General features: G+C 69.7%; 30 protein-coding genes. All 30 read left to right on the top strand.

The window, feature by feature from the left end:
- The first annotated feature begins 90 nt into the window (after nt 1–90).
- The 30 genes from ACIF8T_RS21695 to ACIF8T_RS21550 all read left to right on the top strand — a co-directional run bounded on the left by ACIF8T_RS21695 (nt 91) and on the right by ACIF8T_RS21550 (nt 14,179).
- Nucleotides 91–291: a helix-turn-helix domain-containing protein gene (locus ACIF8T_RS21695; protein ID WP_400037401.1), complete on the top strand. Its 201-nt coding sequence runs from the start codon at nt 91–93 to the stop codon at nt 289–291.
- On the top strand, nt 291–464 hold the full coding sequence (locus ACIF8T_RS21690) for a hypothetical protein (protein ID WP_400037399.1): 174 nt from the start codon (nt 291–293) through the stop codon (nt 462–464). The genes ACIF8T_RS21695 and ACIF8T_RS21690 overlap by 1 nt, the downstream gene beginning before the upstream one ends.
- Nucleotides 461–625 (top strand): hypothetical protein, encoded by a 165-nt coding sequence (locus ACIF8T_RS21685; protein WP_400037397.1) that lies wholly within the window; start codon nt 461–463, stop codon nt 623–625. Before ACIF8T_RS21690 ends, ACIF8T_RS21685 begins: the two co-directional genes overlap by 4 nt.
- On the top strand, nt 625–879 hold the full coding sequence (locus ACIF8T_RS21680) for a hypothetical protein (protein ID WP_400037395.1): 255 nt from the start codon (nt 625–627) through the stop codon (nt 877–879). The genes ACIF8T_RS21685 and ACIF8T_RS21680 overlap by 1 nt, the downstream gene beginning before the upstream one ends.
- Nucleotides 876–1,091 (top strand): hypothetical protein, encoded by a 216-nt coding sequence (locus ACIF8T_RS21675; RefSeq protein ID WP_400037394.1) that lies wholly within the window; start codon nt 876–878, stop codon nt 1,089–1,091. The genes ACIF8T_RS21680 and ACIF8T_RS21675 overlap by 4 nt, the downstream gene beginning before the upstream one ends.
- Nucleotides 1,088–1,246, top strand: a complete 159-nt coding sequence (locus ACIF8T_RS21670) for a hypothetical protein (RefSeq protein WP_400037392.1) — start codon at nt 1,088–1,090, stop codon at nt 1,244–1,246. The genes ACIF8T_RS21675 and ACIF8T_RS21670 overlap by 4 nt, the downstream gene beginning before the upstream one ends.
- 96 nt (nt 1,247–1,342) lie before the next feature.
- A complete protein-coding gene (locus ACIF8T_RS21665; RefSeq protein ID WP_400037390.1) occupies nt 1,343–1,738 on the top strand; it encodes a hypothetical protein in 396 nt (131 codons plus the stop codon).
- Between the two features lie 46 nt (nt 1,739–1,784).
- On the top strand, nt 1,785–2,006 hold the full coding sequence (locus tag ACIF8T_RS21660; RefSeq protein WP_400037388.1) for a hypothetical protein: 222 nt from the start codon (nt 1,785–1,787) through the stop codon (nt 2,004–2,006).
- 43 nt (nt 2,007–2,049) lie between these two features.
- Nucleotides 2,050–2,319 carry a hypothetical protein gene (locus ACIF8T_RS21655; protein WP_400037387.1) on the top strand — a complete coding sequence of 90 codons (270 nt, stop codon included), beginning with the start codon at nt 2,050–2,052 and terminating at the stop codon, nt 2,317–2,319.
- Nucleotides 2,319–2,468, top strand: a complete 150-nt coding sequence (locus ACIF8T_RS21650; protein WP_400037386.1) for a pRL2-8 — start codon at nt 2,319–2,321, stop codon at nt 2,466–2,468. Before ACIF8T_RS21655 ends, ACIF8T_RS21650 begins: the two co-directional genes overlap by 1 nt.
- Before the next feature lie 123 nt (nt 2,469–2,591).
- Nucleotides 2,592–2,714 carry a hypothetical protein gene (locus ACIF8T_RS21645; protein WP_400037384.1) on the top strand — a complete coding sequence of 41 codons (123 nt, stop codon included), beginning with the start codon at nt 2,592–2,594 and terminating at the stop codon, nt 2,712–2,714.
- Nucleotides 2,715–2,766: 52 nt separating this feature from the next.
- Nucleotides 2,767–4,107 (top strand): hypothetical protein, encoded by a 1,341-nt coding sequence (locus ACIF8T_RS21640; protein ID WP_400037383.1) that lies wholly within the window; start codon nt 2,767–2,769, stop codon nt 4,105–4,107.
- Nucleotides 4,108–4,127: 20 nt separating this feature from the next.
- Nucleotides 4,128–4,367 carry a hypothetical protein gene (locus tag ACIF8T_RS21635; RefSeq protein ID WP_400037381.1) on the top strand — a complete coding sequence of 80 codons (240 nt, stop codon included), beginning with the start codon at nt 4,128–4,130 and terminating at the stop codon, nt 4,365–4,367.
- Between the two features lie 14 nt (nt 4,368–4,381).
- Nucleotides 4,382–4,849, top strand: a complete 468-nt coding sequence (locus ACIF8T_RS21630) for a hypothetical protein (RefSeq protein ID WP_400037380.1) — start codon at nt 4,382–4,384, stop codon at nt 4,847–4,849.
- 59 nt (nt 4,850–4,908) lie between these two features.
- Nucleotides 4,909–7,119, top strand: coding sequence for a hypothetical protein (locus ACIF8T_RS21625; protein WP_400037378.1), 2,211 nt, complete (start codon nt 4,909–4,911; stop codon nt 7,117–7,119).
- A 189-nt stretch (nt 7,120–7,308) separates the two neighbouring features.
- Nucleotides 7,309–7,698: a hypothetical protein gene (locus tag ACIF8T_RS21620; RefSeq protein ID WP_400037376.1), complete on the top strand. Its 390-nt coding sequence runs from the start codon at nt 7,309–7,311 to the stop codon at nt 7,696–7,698.
- Nucleotides 7,699–7,787: 89 nt separating this feature from the next.
- Nucleotides 7,788–7,973 carry a hypothetical protein gene (locus ACIF8T_RS21615; RefSeq protein ID WP_400037374.1) on the top strand — a complete coding sequence of 62 codons (186 nt, stop codon included), beginning with the start codon at nt 7,788–7,790 and terminating at the stop codon, nt 7,971–7,973.
- Complete coding sequence (locus ACIF8T_RS21610) at nt 7,970–8,452, top strand: hypothetical protein (protein ID WP_400037372.1); 483 nt, start codon at nt 7,970–7,972, stop codon at nt 8,450–8,452. The genes ACIF8T_RS21615 and ACIF8T_RS21610 overlap by 4 nt, the downstream gene beginning before the upstream one ends.
- A gap of 8 nt (nt 8,453–8,460) precedes the next feature.
- A complete protein-coding gene (locus tag ACIF8T_RS21605) occupies nt 8,461–8,661 on the top strand; it encodes a hypothetical protein (protein WP_400037370.1) in 201 nt (66 codons plus the stop codon).
- Nucleotides 8,658–8,840, top strand: a complete 183-nt coding sequence (locus ACIF8T_RS21600) for a hypothetical protein (protein WP_400037368.1) — start codon at nt 8,658–8,660, stop codon at nt 8,838–8,840. Before ACIF8T_RS21605 ends, ACIF8T_RS21600 begins: the two co-directional genes overlap by 4 nt.
- 67 nt (nt 8,841–8,907) lie before the next feature.
- Nucleotides 8,908–9,333: a hypothetical protein gene (locus tag ACIF8T_RS21595; protein ID WP_400037366.1), complete on the top strand. Its 426-nt coding sequence runs from the start codon at nt 8,908–8,910 to the stop codon at nt 9,331–9,333.
- 94 nt (nt 9,334–9,427) lie between these two features.
- Entirely contained in the window at nt 9,428–9,568 is a 141-nt protein-coding gene (locus ACIF8T_RS21590; protein ID WP_400037364.1) for a hypothetical protein, read from the top strand.
- Nucleotides 9,565–9,825, top strand: coding sequence for a hypothetical protein (locus ACIF8T_RS21585; RefSeq protein ID WP_400037362.1), 261 nt, complete (start codon nt 9,565–9,567; stop codon nt 9,823–9,825). The genes ACIF8T_RS21590 and ACIF8T_RS21585 overlap by 4 nt, the downstream gene beginning before the upstream one ends.
- Nucleotides 9,822–10,103, top strand: coding sequence for a hypothetical protein (locus ACIF8T_RS21580; protein ID WP_400037360.1), 282 nt, complete (start codon nt 9,822–9,824; stop codon nt 10,101–10,103). The genes ACIF8T_RS21585 and ACIF8T_RS21580 overlap by 4 nt, the downstream gene beginning before the upstream one ends.
- On the top strand, nt 10,100–10,528 hold the full coding sequence (locus tag ACIF8T_RS21575; RefSeq protein ID WP_400037358.1) for a hypothetical protein: 429 nt from the start codon (nt 10,100–10,102) through the stop codon (nt 10,526–10,528). Before ACIF8T_RS21580 ends, ACIF8T_RS21575 begins: the two co-directional genes overlap by 4 nt.
- A gap of 142 nt (nt 10,529–10,670) precedes the next feature.
- The gene (locus ACIF8T_RS21570; RefSeq protein ID WP_400037356.1) at nt 10,671–11,429 is read left to right on the top strand and encodes a hypothetical protein; all 759 of its coding nucleotides are present in this window, start codon (nt 10,671–10,673) and stop codon (nt 11,427–11,429) included.
- 125 nt (nt 11,430–11,554) lie between these two features.
- Nucleotides 11,555–11,785, top strand: a complete 231-nt coding sequence (locus ACIF8T_RS21565) for a hypothetical protein (RefSeq protein WP_400037355.1) — start codon at nt 11,555–11,557, stop codon at nt 11,783–11,785.
- Between the two features lie 191 nt (nt 11,786–11,976).
- On the top strand, nt 11,977–12,369 hold the full coding sequence (locus ACIF8T_RS21560; RefSeq protein WP_400037353.1) for a hypothetical protein: 393 nt from the start codon (nt 11,977–11,979) through the stop codon (nt 12,367–12,369).
- Between the two features lie 11 nt (nt 12,370–12,380).
- Nucleotides 12,381–13,493, top strand: coding sequence for a hypothetical protein (locus ACIF8T_RS21555; RefSeq protein ID WP_400037351.1), 1,113 nt, complete (start codon nt 12,381–12,383; stop codon nt 13,491–13,493).
- Nucleotides 13,490–14,179: a hypothetical protein gene (locus tag ACIF8T_RS21550; RefSeq protein ID WP_400037349.1), complete on the top strand. Its 690-nt coding sequence runs from the start codon at nt 13,490–13,492 to the stop codon at nt 14,177–14,179. Before ACIF8T_RS21555 ends, ACIF8T_RS21550 begins: the two co-directional genes overlap by 4 nt.
- The last annotated feature ends 2 nt before the right edge of the window (nt 14,180–14,181 follow it).

The following is a 14,181-nucleotide window of genomic DNA, read 5'->3' as shown; positions in this document are numbered from 1 at the left end:
GCTGGCCAAATCTGCGTCGCACAGCTTGCTACCTTATGCATAGAGCTTTTAAGGTTCTCGACAGATGCGAAGCACTCGATCGGAGGCGCAATGCTGCGAGTTCGAGACGTCGCGACGCACTTCCGAGTGCACCCCGCGACCGTCTACCGCTGGATCCACCAGGGCTTTCTCCCGGCCTACAGGAACGGCCAGCCCTACAAGCCCGGAGACGGCGCGACCGGCGCCCTCCGAATCCCCGAGTCCGTCCTGAATTCGACGGACGCCCCGACTGCCCCTGAGGAGGCGGCGTGATGTCCACCACCGTCGAGACCCCCACTGCCCCGCTGTCGCCGACCGCCGTCGAGGCGATGCTCCGCCTGGAGGCCGCGTTCGCCCCGCAGTCCGAGATGTCGGAGGCTGACCGCCTGGCTCATGAACTGGCCTCTTACGTCCGCCGTCCGGCCCGGTCCGAGGTCATGTCGTGACCGCCCGCGAGGTCTTCGACCGCATTCCGGCTGGTAACCCGCGCGGGTCGTGGCCGGCGGAGGAGAAGGCCGCGGAACTCACCGCGGCCGGCACCCCGGCGACCGTCCTCATGGACCTGGCGTCCGACGACTTCCTGGTCGTGCCGGCGGGTGAGCGGTGATGGACGAGCGCACCATGCGTGCGGTCGGCGCCGCGCACGGTCTGGCCCGGGCGCTTCGCGAGTTCGACCCGGAGCCGGCCGACGAGTTCGTCGCCCTGCCTCTCGCTACTCCGGACGACGTGTTCCGCTGGGGTCTGACCCTGTCGGAGGCGGGCGTCGAGCGTCTGACCCGGCTGCTCCAGGCCGCGTCGCCGGTGCCCGCCCCGGCCGGCCGCCGCCCTCGTCACCTGCACGTTGTGCGGGAGGCGTCGTGAGCGCCTACGAGCCGCTGCACAAGCCCGGCACGGTGATCCCGGAGCTCGCGTCCGTCGACGCCGAGATCACCGTCACCGACCGGATCCTCGACGAGACCGCAGGCCTGAACATCCACTCCGACCGCGACATGCTGCACGCCGCGCTCGCGCTCAACACCCGGCTTCGGGCCCTGCTGGCCGCTGTGAAAGCCGAGCGGGGAGAGCAGCGGTGAGCGCCGAGCACGAGCGGGTGAAGGACCCCCTTCCGATCCGGCCGCCGCGCCCTCACCCGCAGGGCTTCATCTGCCGGCTCGACGAGGAGGGCCACAAGGTGCTCTCCGACAAGGTCCGCAAGGTGAACCACCGCAGCGAGCACCCGACTCGCTGATACCTGATCGCCGCGGGTGGCGGTTGAACGCCCCCGTCCCGCCGCCCGCGGCTCCCCACCCCCTCATCCCGGCATGACCAACCGAGGAGATCAGCCATGCCTTCTTCCGACACCAACAGCCTGTGGGACACCCTCATGCGCATCAGCGACCAGGTGGAAGCCCGCCAGAAGCAGGAGCAGGCCGCAAAGGAAGCCGCCGAAGCCGAGGCCGCCCGTAAGGCGCCCCGCACCATCGCCCGGTACCTCACCGTCGCCGGGTCGTCCCTGGCCCGCGAGGACCTGGCCGTCGACATCGTCTACACCAGCTCCACCGGATGGATCACCGCCACCTGCGCGGGCTGCGGTGCCAGCGAGCGCACCGACCCCGGCGGCTACGTCTACGACACGCCGGAAGAGGAGCAGGCCCGCGTCGACAAGGCGCTGCCCCACGCCCGCCCCTGGGCCCAGTCCCACGCCGGGACCTGCCGCGCCCTGCCCGGCCCCACCGCCTGACCTTCACCCCTTCCCTGCACCCACCTGACCAGTGAGGAATCACCCCATGTCTCCGTTCGTGTTCTCCGCCGACCACTCCGTCACCGTCGAGGGCCGCCAGGCCCGTGCTGCGGCGCTCGTGCCGGCGCCGCCCATCGCCTACGTGTTCGCCGAGTACGCCGCCGCTGTCGCCCGCGGTGACCGGGCCCGGGCTGCGGAGATCCGCCTCGCCGCCGACCCCGACCTGCAGGCCGAGCTCGACGGGTTCAACGAGCCGGCCGCCGCCTGACTTCGCTGTCCAGCCAACCCCCCAACCCGCTGAAGGGACTCTCATGGATCTGACCGCGATGTTCGTGCGTGACGCGCGGCGTCTCATCGACGACACGGCCGACGCTGACTACACCGATCCGGAGCTGCCACACCGGACTGCTGTCCGGCTGATCGTCCGGCTCGTGGAGATGCTGCGGACGATGGCCAACCACGCCGAGCGTCTCCAGGACTCCGTGGACACGCTGCGCGCCGAGAACCAGGCGCTGCGGCAGGAGGCCAGCCGCCTGCAGGTTGAGCTCGCCACCCGCGACGACGCCCCGGCCGCCGCCTGATGGCGGATCACTGTCCGCAGTGCGAGGAGCACGCCGAGCTGCACAAGGGCAACTGGCTCGGCCTCGGCCCGCAGAACGAGCCGTGTGAGCCGTGCGAGGACCACGCCAAGAACGGCTGTCCTGACCGCCGCAAGATCCGCTGGTGGTGACTGACCGGCTGCCCGATCCGCCCGGCCCGTCCGGGCGGTGAGGGGAACCGCTCAGCGTTCCGACCCCCGCCCCGAGAGGAGCCCGCCATTTCTGCCGCCGACGACATCGTTCTGGCGATCCGAATGGCCCGCGCCAGCGGCAAGTCCGAGGCCGAGGTGCAGGCGATGGTCCGCCGCCTGGCCGACCAGTACTCCACCGCCGAGTTGAAGGCCGCGCAGGCGCAGCTCGCCGCCGAACTGAGTTAGCCCCCCCACTGTAAGTCGACCATTCACCCCCACTAGTCCTGGAAGGACAGCCATGAGCAGCGGATACCGTTCCTGGGAGGAGCGTGACGCCGACGTAGCCAAGACGAAGGCCGAGACCGCCCGCATCAAGGCCGAAGCCGAGAAGGCGGCCAAGGACGCCGAGGTCGCTGCGGCAGCGACCGAGACCGCGAAGCTCGTCGAGCAGGTCAAGCAGGCCAAGATCCGCAACCAGCTCGGCGAGGCCGCCGAGAAGGCCAAGGATGACCAGGCCGCCCGAAAGGCGAAGCGTCGGGAGCAGCGGGACGAGGACGGCACCACCTTCAAACTCCTCGTCAACGTCGCTCTGGTGCTCGGCCTGCTCGCCGCGCTCCCCGCCCAGATCTCCTACTTCCTCGGCCTTCACCGCAAGGGCGACAAGGACTCGGGTCTGGCCTGGACGCTCGCCCCGATCCCGTTCTTCCTTGAGCTCCTCGCCTGGGTCGGCGTCATGGGCACCCGGTGGGCGCACCGCAAGGGCCTGCCCCGCTGGCCGTTCTGGCTGCTGACCGCGACGCTCGCCAGCATCGCCGGCTGGATCAACTTTGCGCACGGCGTCACCGAGTACGGTCCGGTCGCCGGCTACGCCCTCGCCGCGACGTCGATCATCGGCCCCCTGTTGGCGGAGGTCCGCCAGTACCTGGAGTCGAAGGCGGCTGAGGACGGCAGGGACCTGAAGCAGCGCGCCCGAGACCGGCGTGCCGCCCGGGAAGCCGCGAAAGCCGAGCGGGAGCGGAAGGAGATCGAGAGGGCCGAGGACGAGAAGCGGCGCCGCCTGTTCCCGAACGAGTTCGAAGAGTTCGAAAGGATCATGGCCGCCTACCCGACCGGAGGCATCAGTCGGGCCGTCGCATGGGAGCGCGCCTGGGACACGATGCACGCCCTTCCGCTCGCCGTAACGGCCGGAAGTATGGCGGTCCGTGAAGTAGCCCGAGCCGCCGTTGACTCTCTCCTCCAGGACGCCGACCGCACCCCCGAGAGCGTTGCCGTCGATCTGTTCCTCAAGCACGCCTTTGACCCGAATGGCGGCGACGACGGATCGGTCGGAGCCCTCACAGACGGCCGCTCCGGAGGCCCTGCGGGGGGAGGGTCACGAGCCCGCTCCCGAACCACCTCCGAAGGGCCTGAAGCCCTTGGGCGTAAAGGGAAGCAGCGTTCTGGCCGCACCTCCTCCAAGACCCCCGAGAAGCCCCTCGACCCGGTCCACATCGACAAGGTTCGCAAGCTCGCCGAAGCCCTCGGAGACGTCGACAAGCTCTCCGCCCGGAAGGTCCGCGAAGTCATCGGCGGAGGCTCCAACGAGTACGCAGTCCGGCTTCGCAACCACGTGAAGAACAACCCCGCCCCCACCGCCTAGACCACCCCCTCTGGAGAGTCATGCCGTACCCCAGCAACAAGCCCCTGCCGCCCGGTATCTACCACTGGGATTTGATCATCGCGGGTCCCGGGGCGAACGGCCGCGAAGCCCGCTGGCCCTGCAACGGCGCCTACCGGGTCGCACCCGGCGACACCATCACCGCGCTCGATGTCCTCGAAACGGCCCGCACTGACTGCGCCCGCGAGATCGGCATCCCCATCCACTCCGCCAAAGCCTCCAACTTCACCCTTCGCAACTGAGGAGACCACCCGCCATGAACGCCACCCTTCGCCGTATCGCCGTCTCGACCACCGCCACCGTCGCCCTCCTCGGAGGTGCCGCCGCCACCGCCGACGCGGCCACCGCGGAGCACGAGGCGACCGTCGTCGCCATCGCCCGCACCGACGCCCAGCCCGGCATTGGCACCGGCCTCACCCCCGACAACGGCAGCGGCGCCCAGCTGCAGAACCCGACCACCAGCCAGGTCCCCGCCGGCTACCCGGACCAGATCCAGACCCAGGCCAGCGGAGCCGCCATCGGTACGGGCGTCGTCGTCATCCTCCTGCTCGGCAGCGTCGTGTTCTTCCGCGTGAAGGGCGGCCACCTCAAGGTCGGCGACGCGGTCGTCGTCACCGTGTTGGGTGTCGCTCTCGCCGGGACCGTGATCGGCGGCATGGCCGACCAGATCGCCAGCTCCGGCGTCGGCGCCCTCAGCAACGTCCTCGGTGGCCTGAGCCGCTGACCATCCGCGCGGGGCCCCGCACCGGGGCCCCGCTCCCCGACTCAGGAAGGACCAGGCCAGTGGCCACCGAGACCGAGCCCATCGAGCAGCAGCCGGGCATCCCGCCCATGCCCGTCGAACCACCCCACGCCCACGAGCCGTCCCGCGGCGACCGCATCAAGGCCGCAGCCAAGGAACAGCACGGCCACGCCACCGCCCGCATCAAGGACTGGCTGGCCGGCGGCGACATCGACGACGTCACCGCCATCCAGCTCGCCACCGACGCAAAGCAGCGCAAGCACGACGCGAAGCTCGCCCAGCAGCAGCGGATCGTCGCCGAAGCCCACGCCCGGTTCGCTCACCTCAAGGCCCGCGCCGAATCCGGCGAAAACGTCCACGCCGGAACCCTCGCCAGCCTCGGCGGCAGGGTCGCCGCCGAAGAGTCCAAGCTCGCCGCCCTCCAGGCCACCCCCGTCCTGCCGCCCACCGACCGGGAGATCAACGCCGCCCGCACCAGCAAGAAGGCCGGCCGTGCCGCGATTGTCGCAGGTGGCAGCCTCGGCAGCATGTCCATCCTCGGCGGCGCGATAGAGCAGGCCGCCACCGGACAGCCCATGCTCCTCGCAGCCCTCGGAACCGCCGCCGGCTACGGCTGGTACCTGGTCTCCCGCCCTTTCGACGCCGGCCAGCCTGCACCTGCCCCGACCACGGAGATGCAGACGCTGGCCGCCCCGGTCGACCTGACGAAGCCCGAGACACAGCCTGGGATGCGGGCATTCGACGCCCCGCCGCCGCCCGCGCTCACGGTTGAGGAACTGGAGCAGGCACTCCGCAACATCGGCGAGGTCAAGCCGAACGAGCAGATCCAGATTCTCGCGGTGCCGCAGCGAGACAAGGACGGCAACACCACCGTCGTCTTCGACCTGCCGCCGCGTACCAAGGTCGCCAACCTGGTCAAGAAGATCGAAGAGTTCGCCGGAGCTCTCGGCCGCGACTCGATGATGATCGACGTCACGAAGGCGGGCACCGAACTCCGCACGTCGCTGTGGATGACGGACCGCGACCCGTTCGAGGAAGCCCGCCCTTCCCCGCTGCTCAAGGCGCCGACCCAGATCGATGCGTTCAAGGACGGCGTGCCCGTCGCCTGGGCCAAGCGCGGCAACACGATCCGGCTGCCCATCAGCATCTCCAACATCGCCATCGGCGGCGGCACCCGCTCCGGCAAGGGCGTCGGCGCCTCCAACCTCGCCGTAGGCTCCACCTTCGACCCCCGCATCAACCTGCGCGTCGTCGCGGGCAAGAACAACGCGGAGTGGAACCCCTACGCCGCGACCGGCAACGCCTCCACTTACTTCAAGCCCGACCCGCACCGGCTTGCCGCCCTCCTCGATGCACTGATCGCCGACAAGGACCGGCGGGAACGGGACCTCGACAAGCTCGGCAAGTCCAAGCTCGTCGCCCCCGTCATCGAGCAGATCGGCGGCATCGAACTGCTGATCATCGACGAGCTGGCCACCTACACCAGGCCGGGCAAGCCGCTGCGGGACGAGATCCTGGAGAAGCTCGTCCTCCTTGCGTCCGTCGCTGCCGGCGCCGGAATCCTGATGGCGGTCATCACCCAGTACCCGAGCGCCGACGTCTTCCCGAACGAGCTGGCCGTCAACTTCACCACCCGGTGGGCCATGCGGGTGGACAGTGCCCGTCAGTCCAACGCCATCCTCGGCGACGGCTCTTCCGGACAGGGCCGGGACGCGTCCAAGTTCGACCCGCCGCGGCCTGGCCTGGGCTGGCTGGTCAACCCGTTCGCCGGAGTCACCGACAAGGCCCGCTCCTTCGACCTGGACGAGGACGAGCGCGGCGAGATCACGATGCTGCTGGAGAAGGCCGCGAAGATCCGCGAGAAGGCGGGCCGGCTGGCCGGGCAGTGGGACGATCCGATCGAGAAGCACCTCCTCAACGCCACCGGCCTGTCCTCCGCAGCCGGCGGGCCGAAGCGGGACGGCGTCCCGGGCCGGAACATCCTGCACCACACGTCCGAGCAGCGCATGCAGATGGATGCCCTTCGCGGCTGCCTGATCGCCATGAACGACCTTGGGCGGGATGTGGCGCAGCTCGACGAGATGGCCGAGTTGATCGGCGACGGCATGACGGAGGAGCGGCTCGGTGAGCTGCTTCGCGCGGCCGGTGCGGGCGGAACCGTGAAGATCACGATCCCGGGACGTCCGAACCGCGTGAACGGCTACAAGCGGGCGCCCATCGCCGATGCCCTGAGCCTGCTCGAAGGCGAATAACCCCAGGTGAAATGCGGTTTTTGCCCCGGACAGTCACCCGGACAAGGTCCCTTTCCTCCCGGTCTGTCACCTGGACGGCACCCGGACGCGACCCGGGTCGCGTCCACTCTCCGTCCGGGGCCTGTCCAGGGGCAAACCGTCACAAGTCCACCCACCAAACCACCGCAAACCGGAACGGAGACACTACTCATGGCCAAGACGTGGCAGCCCCGCGACGAGAAGCGTTTCGCCCGCGAACTCCGCTTCAACACCCCGTACTACGTGATCCGTGACCTCGCCACCAACCTCGCCCCCTTCGAGGACGCCCAACGCTACGAGGTGCACGTCTTCACCGAGCGCGCCCCGATCACCGGCACCCCCATGACCGCGAACGGCGTCACCGCCCGCGACCTGTGCCGCAACCGCGGACCCGTCTACGACACCATGCCCGAGAACATGCGCCGCTCTGGCGCGCCCGGCGCCCAGGTCGGCGCCCCCCTCGGTAGCAACGACTACCAGGGCTACCTCGACAAGGCCGAGATCCGCGCCCTGGAGAAGCTCGCCCTCGAGGCCAACGACCGCCGTAACCGCCGCCGCTAGCTGAGCCGGGGCGCCCCTCGATGCCGGGAAGCGACCAGGGACGCCCCGATCCCTCACCCAACCCAAGATCAGACAAGGGAGACCCCATCATGCCCCACTCCATGACCGACGAGGAATGGGAGGCCCAGAACAGCGGCCTCTCGCCCGACCAAGCCACTGCTCGCGGTCTGTGCTGGTGCTGCGGCGGCAAGAGCGTCCTCTACACCGCATTCGGCCGTGTCCAGCGCGCCGTACCCTGCCCCGAGAAGTGCAACAACGGCAAGGCCAAGCGGTGACCGCTACCGCCACCGCGGCGCCCCCGATTGCCCGCGCCGCCGCATCGCAGCTCTCCTTCGAGGAACGGCTCGCGCTCGCAGCCCTCGCAGTCGACGCCCGCATCGCCACCACGCCGCTCGACCTGGCCGACGTCATCCGGCTCCCCGTCGAGACCCCTCAGCCCTCGACACCCTGCCCCTACGACACGCCGCTCGCCGCGGTCCTGCACCGGGCCCGGGTCCGACTGGAGACCGCCGGCTGGTGCACCGGCCAGCTCCGCGACGAGCAAGGCGCCGCCTGCCTCATCGGCGCCATCCGATCGGAGGCCGCCAGCCGCGGCCAAGCCGACGACGCCTGCGCCCTCCTCCTGCAGCTCATCCAGCGCGACTTCGGCGACGACCACACCATCCCCTCCTGGAACGACACCCAGAACAGCCCGCGGCCCGTCCTCCTCTACCTCGACCGCGCCGCCGAACACGCCCACAACCACAACCTGTAGGAGAAGCCATGCCGACGAAGCCCACCCCCGAGCAGATCCAGGAAGCCGGCCGCCAGCTCCAGCGCGGCGGCATCCTCGGCCGCGGCAGCAGCAAGAAGGCTGACGCGCTCATCAAGCAGGCCAAGGAAGCCGGCCTCAGTGAGCAGGAGATCGCTTTTCAGATCCTCGGCGCCGCTGCCGATTACGAACCCCGCCGGTGGGCGCGATGACCCGCACCTACCGCTGGACCGCGCAGGTCAGCGACGGCCGGCACCACGACGGCGAAGCCACCGGCACCGTACAGGCCGACTCCGACACCGAAGCCCGCCGCCTCGTTGCCGAATGGATCCGCGACAACGGCGCCCGGAAAAAGCGCGACTGGACCGCCACCCGAATCGAACTCAACTAGGAGACCAGGCGGCACCCACGGCGTGTGGGCCCGCACTGATAACCGACAGTGAGAGGACACTCCAACCATGGGACAGAACCTTCTGCGCATCGCCACTGAGCTCGTCACTGAAGGCGCCCGTCACGGCTCGCCGTCCATGCTCATGCGGCGCCTCAACCAAGACCACAACGTCCAGATCACCTTCGAAGCGGCCCGGGCCATCCTCGCCCAGCTGTACGCCGCAGGGATCGTCGCCCCCGTCGACCCAGCCACGCACGCCCACCCCGTCCTCCTCGACCGCGAAGAGGCCCTCGCCGCAATCGACAACTACACCAGCGTCGGGCCAACGAACTGGAGCGACCTCTACGAATGCCCCCAGTGCTGCCGCGTCGCCCCATGGACCGACGGCCGCAGCCGTGCGGCCGGCGACGAGGTCGACGAGTTCTGGTGCCAGACCTGCGGCGCCGAGGTCCCGATCACAGCCTGCGCGAAGACCGAGCTCCTCGCCGCCTGAACAGCCAGCAACGCCAAGGCCCCGACCGTCATCGACAGCCGGGGCCCTGCAACCCGCGCCCGACGGCCGGCGGCGGGTAGGGAGGAGAAGCGCCATGGTGACCCCCATCGCGACACCGCCCACCGAGGACCCACCGCTGCCCGAGCCTGGCCCCGCCCCCGGCTGGTGGGAGGAGACCCCCGCCGAAGCCGCCCGCTACGACCGCCTCTACTGGACGAGAGACGAGGACTCATGACCGCCCGCGACGAGCTGTACAACTACGCCGACGACGCGCATCTCGGGGGTGACTACCTCGACGAACTCCTCGACCGTGTCGAGAAGGAAGCCGCAGCTACTGCCTACATCAAAGCCGCCGAAGTCCTCCGCGAGCGGGCCCGGGAACTCTCGCAACTGGCCGAAGAGAAGATGAGCCGCACCCTGGAGGAGCGGGCGCAGGAGTGGAACGAGGGCGCCGAGAAGGTGGCGCGCCTCGCGAGCCGGAGGACACCGTGACCGTCGACCTGCCCGCCCCGATCGTCGTGACCCGGCACCAGTGCCCGCACTGCCGCCGCTACACCCGCGCCAAACGGGAACGGGTCGAAGCCCACATGCCGCGCTGCTGGCAGAACCCCGCCGCCCGCGGATGCAAAACCTGCGTCCACTTCGAACCCGCCGACCCCGACGGGCCCTACCCCGAACACCCCGGATGGCCCGAAGCCTGCAGCCACCCCGACGGACCCGAACTGAAGCAGTCCATCATCAACTGCCCGCACTGGGAGGCGCACACGTGAGACTTCGCCAAGCCCACGCCATCCTCGAAGCCGCCACCGCGCTGGAAGCAGCCGGCCTCGGCATCGAACTCTTCCCCGCCGACTACGACGAGCCCGGAGCCGTCGTTCCGCAAGACCACATCGCTGGCGCCGCCTGGATCAGCGACCCCGACGGCGGCGAACGCATCTACAACATCACCATCAAGCCCAGCAGCGACGGGCGTGCCGTCATCGGTCACGTCGACTACGGCATCGGCCCCGACGTCCCCGTCCTGTGGCGTGGGGAATACGACACCACTCCAGAGCCCGACGGAGAGAATCCGCCGTTCCGTGGACTCGTCGGCGCGCAGATCGCCGAGCGGATCGCCGACGAGATCCGCAAGCACGAGAAGCCCTTCCGCGCCGCCTACGAACAACGCAGTGGCAAGGTGTGGCAGCAGACGTGACCGTCCACCCGAGGGCCTGCACCGCCACCCGGTGCAGGCCCTCAGGCATGCCCGGGTGCGCCATTGGCCGCCGTTGTCAACCTCGTGATGCACCATTGGCCTAATGCGCCACCTGCTTCCCGCACCCCCCGAGGAGCCGACCGTGCACCACCCCGTATCCAAGCCCTGCCCCGGCCCTTGCAACAACGCCTGGCGTCGCGCCGAAACCCTCCTCGCTAGCGACGGCGCCGAACACCACCTCACCCCCAGCTGGGGCCAACCCACCCAATGCGACGCATGCGTCGAACGCGCCCGCCGCCAACTCGCCGAACTTCCCGAACTTCTCACCGCGGTCCAACTCGAAGCCCTCTACGGCACCCGCCCGCAGAACACGGCAACCATCCACAGCCGGCCCAACGACACCCCCGCCTGGCCCGGCCAAGCCGCCCGACTCCTCATAGACACCCTGCTCGGTGAAATCGAAGAACTCGCCGCCGACGTCATCTACCAGCGCCGTATCTGGCGAGACAGCAACCAGCCAGACCGCACCGCTATGCGCGAAGGCCGCCGCATCACCGACGCCTGCCACACCCTCGCCACCCACCTCGACTGGATGATGCAGCACCACCCCGCAGCCAGCGAACCCCACGACCACGGCAACGCCAACCCCGGCGGACAAATCCGCCACTGGCACGCCGCAGCCCAGCGCTTCACCAAAGCCCACCCGCAGTACGACGTCCGCAAGATGGCACCCTGCCCCCGCTGCAAGGGCCCCTACCTTGCCGAGTCCCGCGACCTGCGTCTTGTCGATGACCGGCCCTACATCGAATGCCGCGACCCTGACTGCCGCCGCATCATGACCGGCGCCGAGTACGACACCTATGTCAAAGCGCTGGCCGCAGTCGTCACACAGGCCGCTTGACTTCCGCCCGCATCATGCATGATCCTGGGGCCACGCGAAGCATGCCCGCACATGCTCAAGGCCTCACGGATCACCCCGTAGAGGCCTTTTCTCATGCCCAGGCAACCTTCAAGGAGGTGGCCATCATGGTCGATCTGACCGCAGACCTGCAGACCACGCTTTGGACCGTTGCCGAAGCCGCCGAGGCTGCTCAAGTCCGCCCCAACGTCGTCCGCAACTGGAAGTACCGCGGAGTCCTCCAGCAGGCCGGCGAAGACCGCAACGGGCGCCCCCTCTTCCGCGCCATAGACGTCATCAACGCCGAAAAGGCCACCCGAGAAAAGGCGCGGCGGGTCTATCCCGCGAACGCTGCCTAGAGCCCCTGCGCTGGCGAGGCGCAGGCAGGGCCTTGTAGCGCCCCCAGCGCTCGGCCCCTGTTGTCCGCCCGGCCCACCGGGGTGGGGCCGGGCGGACAACAAACCCCCAGCCGGGGCGGAACCGGTCGCCGCCCCGACGTCCCGCCGCCCGTCACATCCCCCGTCACGGACGGCGGGACCTCAAAGAGGGGGTGAGTCCGATCGCGGACAACCTTTCGAACACCGGGGAGAACCGCTGCCTCGACTTCATCCTCGGTCTAGCGGCCACAGCTCCCACCACCCCGCTCAAAGTCGCCCTGGTCACCGCGAACGGCGACGACACGACGCCGGGCACCGAGGTCACCGGCGGCGGCTACGCACGGCAGAACCTGTCCGTCGCCGCGGCCGTCAGCGGCGCCACCTCCAACTCCGCGGACCTCGTGTGGACGAACCTGCCGGCTGTGACCGTCGTCGGCGTGGAAATCTGGGACTCGGCCGGCAGCCCGGTACGGCTCTGGTACGGACCCCTGTCCGCATCCCGCACCGTCGCCACCGGGGACGAACTCCGACTGACCGCGGGGTCGCTCACCCTCTCGCTGGGCTGACGGGAGACGGCATGCCGAGCCTCTCCACGCTCCAGGACAACTTCAACGACGGCGTCATCGGGCCCGTCTGGGGCAACTCCTACGGCGGCGTCACCGAAACCGGCGGCCAGGCCCGCGTCCCCTGCGGCACCGGGTTCGCCGGCTACCAGACCGCCTACAGCTGGACGATGGCCGGAGCGTCGTTCTTCGTGAAGATCGGAACCGTGCCCACGGCCGGCGCGGCCACCGAATGCTACTGCGGAGTCCTCGTCAACTCGCCGACCGCCGGCACCCGCATCGGTTTCACGATCAACGCCGTCGCCGGGCTGCTGCGCTGCAAGAACGACGTCGGCTACTTCGACTCCGGTGTCGTCGAGATCGCCTACAACCCGGCCACCATGGCTTTCCTGCGACTCCGCGAAGACGCCGGAACCGTCTACTGGGACACGAGCCCCGACGGCACGACCTGGACCAACCGGCGCAGCCTCGCCACCCCCGCCTGGGTCACGACCGAGATCGACACGTGCGCGCTCGACATGTCCGCCCACCGCAACGCCGGCACCACCGACGTTGCGACCTACGACCTTTTCAACACACTCGCCAACGGCGCCGTCCACTCCGGCACCGCCGCCCTCACCGCGAACAGCTCCCTCGCCGCCACCGCCCTGGTCGCGGTGCATGCCAGCAGCGACCTGAGCGCCGACAGCGAACTCGCCGCCACACCAACCCTGTCCGCGCGCGAGACGGTCGCCCTGTCCGCCCAGGCCACGCTCACCGCCGACGCGGACAGCTCCCAGATCCCGGAGGTGGCAGCATTGGCCGCAGGCGACTGGGACCTCGTGATCGAGCAAGGCGCCACCTTCGTCCAGACGTACACCGTCACCGACGACCCCGACTTCACATGGGCCGGCTGGACAGCGCGCGCCCAGATCCGGTCCGCGCCCGCCGACAGTGGTGACCTGCTGCTGGACCTCACCCCGTTCCTGACGATCATCGGGGCGTCGATCCGGCTCGCGATCCCCGCTGCGCAAACCCAGACCCTCACCCGCAACGGGGTCTGGGACCTTGAAGTCGTCCAGGGCGGCACGGTGGTGCGGCTCCTCAACGGCAAAGCCATCGTGTCCCCGGAGGTGACCCGGGCGTGAAAATCCAGGTCACCGGCGAGCAGGCAGTCGACGAGATCGAAGTCAACGGCGGTCAGCCGTCCCGCATCATCGACGTCACCGCCGGGCTCGTCTCCTCCGTCAACGGCCGCACCGGCGGCGTCACCGGCCTCGCCGAGACTGCCGACGTGCCAGGCATCGCAGAGGAAGCAGCCGGCCCTGTCGCCGCCGAGGCGGTCGCCGACCATGTGGCGGCCACCGACCCGCACGGCGACCGGGCTTACGCCGACGGCACGTTCCTGCCGAAAGCCGGCGGCACGCTCACCGGGCCGATCAGCGGCCCCGGGAGCTTCGCTGTCGCCGCGGACGGGGGAGTGACGGCGCCGAGCCTGACTCTGGCGCCAGCGGCGACCACCGTGAGCAAGAGCCTCGTCATCACCGCGCCCACTGCCAGCTCCTATGTCGTGTGGCGGGCGCCCAAGGCTTGCACCGTGGTCGCGGTCCGCGGGTATCGGGTTGGCGGTACCGGGGCGACGATCAACGCGCAGCGGAACGCATCCGACCTGCTCGCCACCGACCTGTCGCTGTCGACCGCGTCGACGTGGCTGTCCGGGCCGTCCGTTCAGAATGCGACCTTCGTCGCCGGGGACAGTCTCACCGTGGCGATCCGCTCCGTCACCGGCAGCCCGACCGCGGTCACGATCCAGGTAGACCTGCAAGGAGCGTGAGC

The organism is Streptomyces sp. NPDC085946, assembly GCF_044540485.1.
In the GTDB taxonomy this organism is placed as follows: Bacteria; Actinomycetota; Actinomycetes; order Streptomycetales; family Streptomycetaceae; genus Streptomyces.
Note: the sequence above shows the minus strand (reverse complement) of the source record. Positions and strands in the feature narration are given on the sequence as shown.

Bases quoted from the DNA above. Each gene is read 5' to 3' on its own strand.
- ACIF8T_RS21695 (WP_400037401.1), top strand. From the start codon at position 91: ATGCTGCGAGTTCGAGACGTCGCGACGCACTTCCGAGTGCACCCCGCG.
- ACIF8T_RS21690 (WP_400037399.1), top strand. From the start codon at position 291: ATGTCCACCACCGTCGAGACCCCCACTGCCCCGCTGTCGCCGACCGCC.
- ACIF8T_RS21680 (WP_400037395.1), top strand. From the start codon at position 625: ATGGACGAGCGCACCATGCGTGCGGTCGGCGCCGCGCACGGTCTGGCC.
- ACIF8T_RS21665 (WP_400037390.1), top strand. From the start codon at position 1,343: ATGCCTTCTTCCGACACCAACAGCCTGTGGGACACCCTCATGCGCATC.
- ACIF8T_RS21660 (WP_400037388.1), top strand. From the start codon at position 1,785: ATGTCTCCGTTCGTGTTCTCCGCCGACCACTCCGTCACCGTCGAGGGC.
- ACIF8T_RS21655 (WP_400037387.1), top strand. From the start codon at position 2,050: ATGGATCTGACCGCGATGTTCGTGCGTGACGCGCGGCGTCTCATCGAC.
- ACIF8T_RS21650 (WP_400037386.1), top strand. From the start codon at position 2,319: ATGGCGGATCACTGTCCGCAGTGCGAGGAGCACGCCGAGCTGCACAAG.
- ACIF8T_RS21645 (WP_400037384.1), top strand. From the start codon at position 2,592: ATGGCCCGCGCCAGCGGCAAGTCCGAGGCCGAGGTGCAGGCGATGGTC.
- ACIF8T_RS21640 (WP_400037383.1), top strand. From the start codon at position 2,767: ATGAGCAGCGGATACCGTTCCTGGGAGGAGCGTGACGCCGACGTAGCC.
- ACIF8T_RS21635 (WP_400037381.1), top strand. From the start codon at position 4,128: ATGCCGTACCCCAGCAACAAGCCCCTGCCGCCCGGTATCTACCACTGG.
- ACIF8T_RS21630 (WP_400037380.1), top strand. From the start codon at position 4,382: ATGAACGCCACCCTTCGCCGTATCGCCGTCTCGACCACCGCCACCGTC.
- ACIF8T_RS21620 (WP_400037376.1), top strand. From the start codon at position 7,309: ATGGCCAAGACGTGGCAGCCCCGCGACGAGAAGCGTTTCGCCCGCGAA.
- ACIF8T_RS21615 (WP_400037374.1), top strand. From the start codon at position 7,788: ATGCCCCACTCCATGACCGACGAGGAATGGGAGGCCCAGAACAGCGGC.
- ACIF8T_RS21605 (WP_400037370.1), top strand. From the start codon at position 8,461: ATGCCGACGAAGCCCACCCCCGAGCAGATCCAGGAAGCCGGCCGCCAG.
- ACIF8T_RS21600 (WP_400037368.1), top strand. From the start codon at position 8,658: ATGACCCGCACCTACCGCTGGACCGCGCAGGTCAGCGACGGCCGGCAC.
- ACIF8T_RS21595 (WP_400037366.1), top strand. From the start codon at position 8,908: ATGGGACAGAACCTTCTGCGCATCGCCACTGAGCTCGTCACTGAAGGC.
- ACIF8T_RS21590 (WP_400037364.1), top strand. From the start codon at position 9,428: ATGGTGACCCCCATCGCGACACCGCCCACCGAGGACCCACCGCTGCCC.
- ACIF8T_RS21585 (WP_400037362.1), top strand. From the start codon at position 9,565: ATGACCGCCCGCGACGAGCTGTACAACTACGCCGACGACGCGCATCTC.
- ACIF8T_RS21565 (WP_400037355.1), top strand. From the start codon at position 11,555: ATGGTCGATCTGACCGCAGACCTGCAGACCACGCTTTGGACCGTTGCC.
- ACIF8T_RS21555 (WP_400037351.1), top strand. From the start codon at position 12,381: ATGCCGAGCCTCTCCACGCTCCAGGACAACTTCAACGACGGCGTCATC.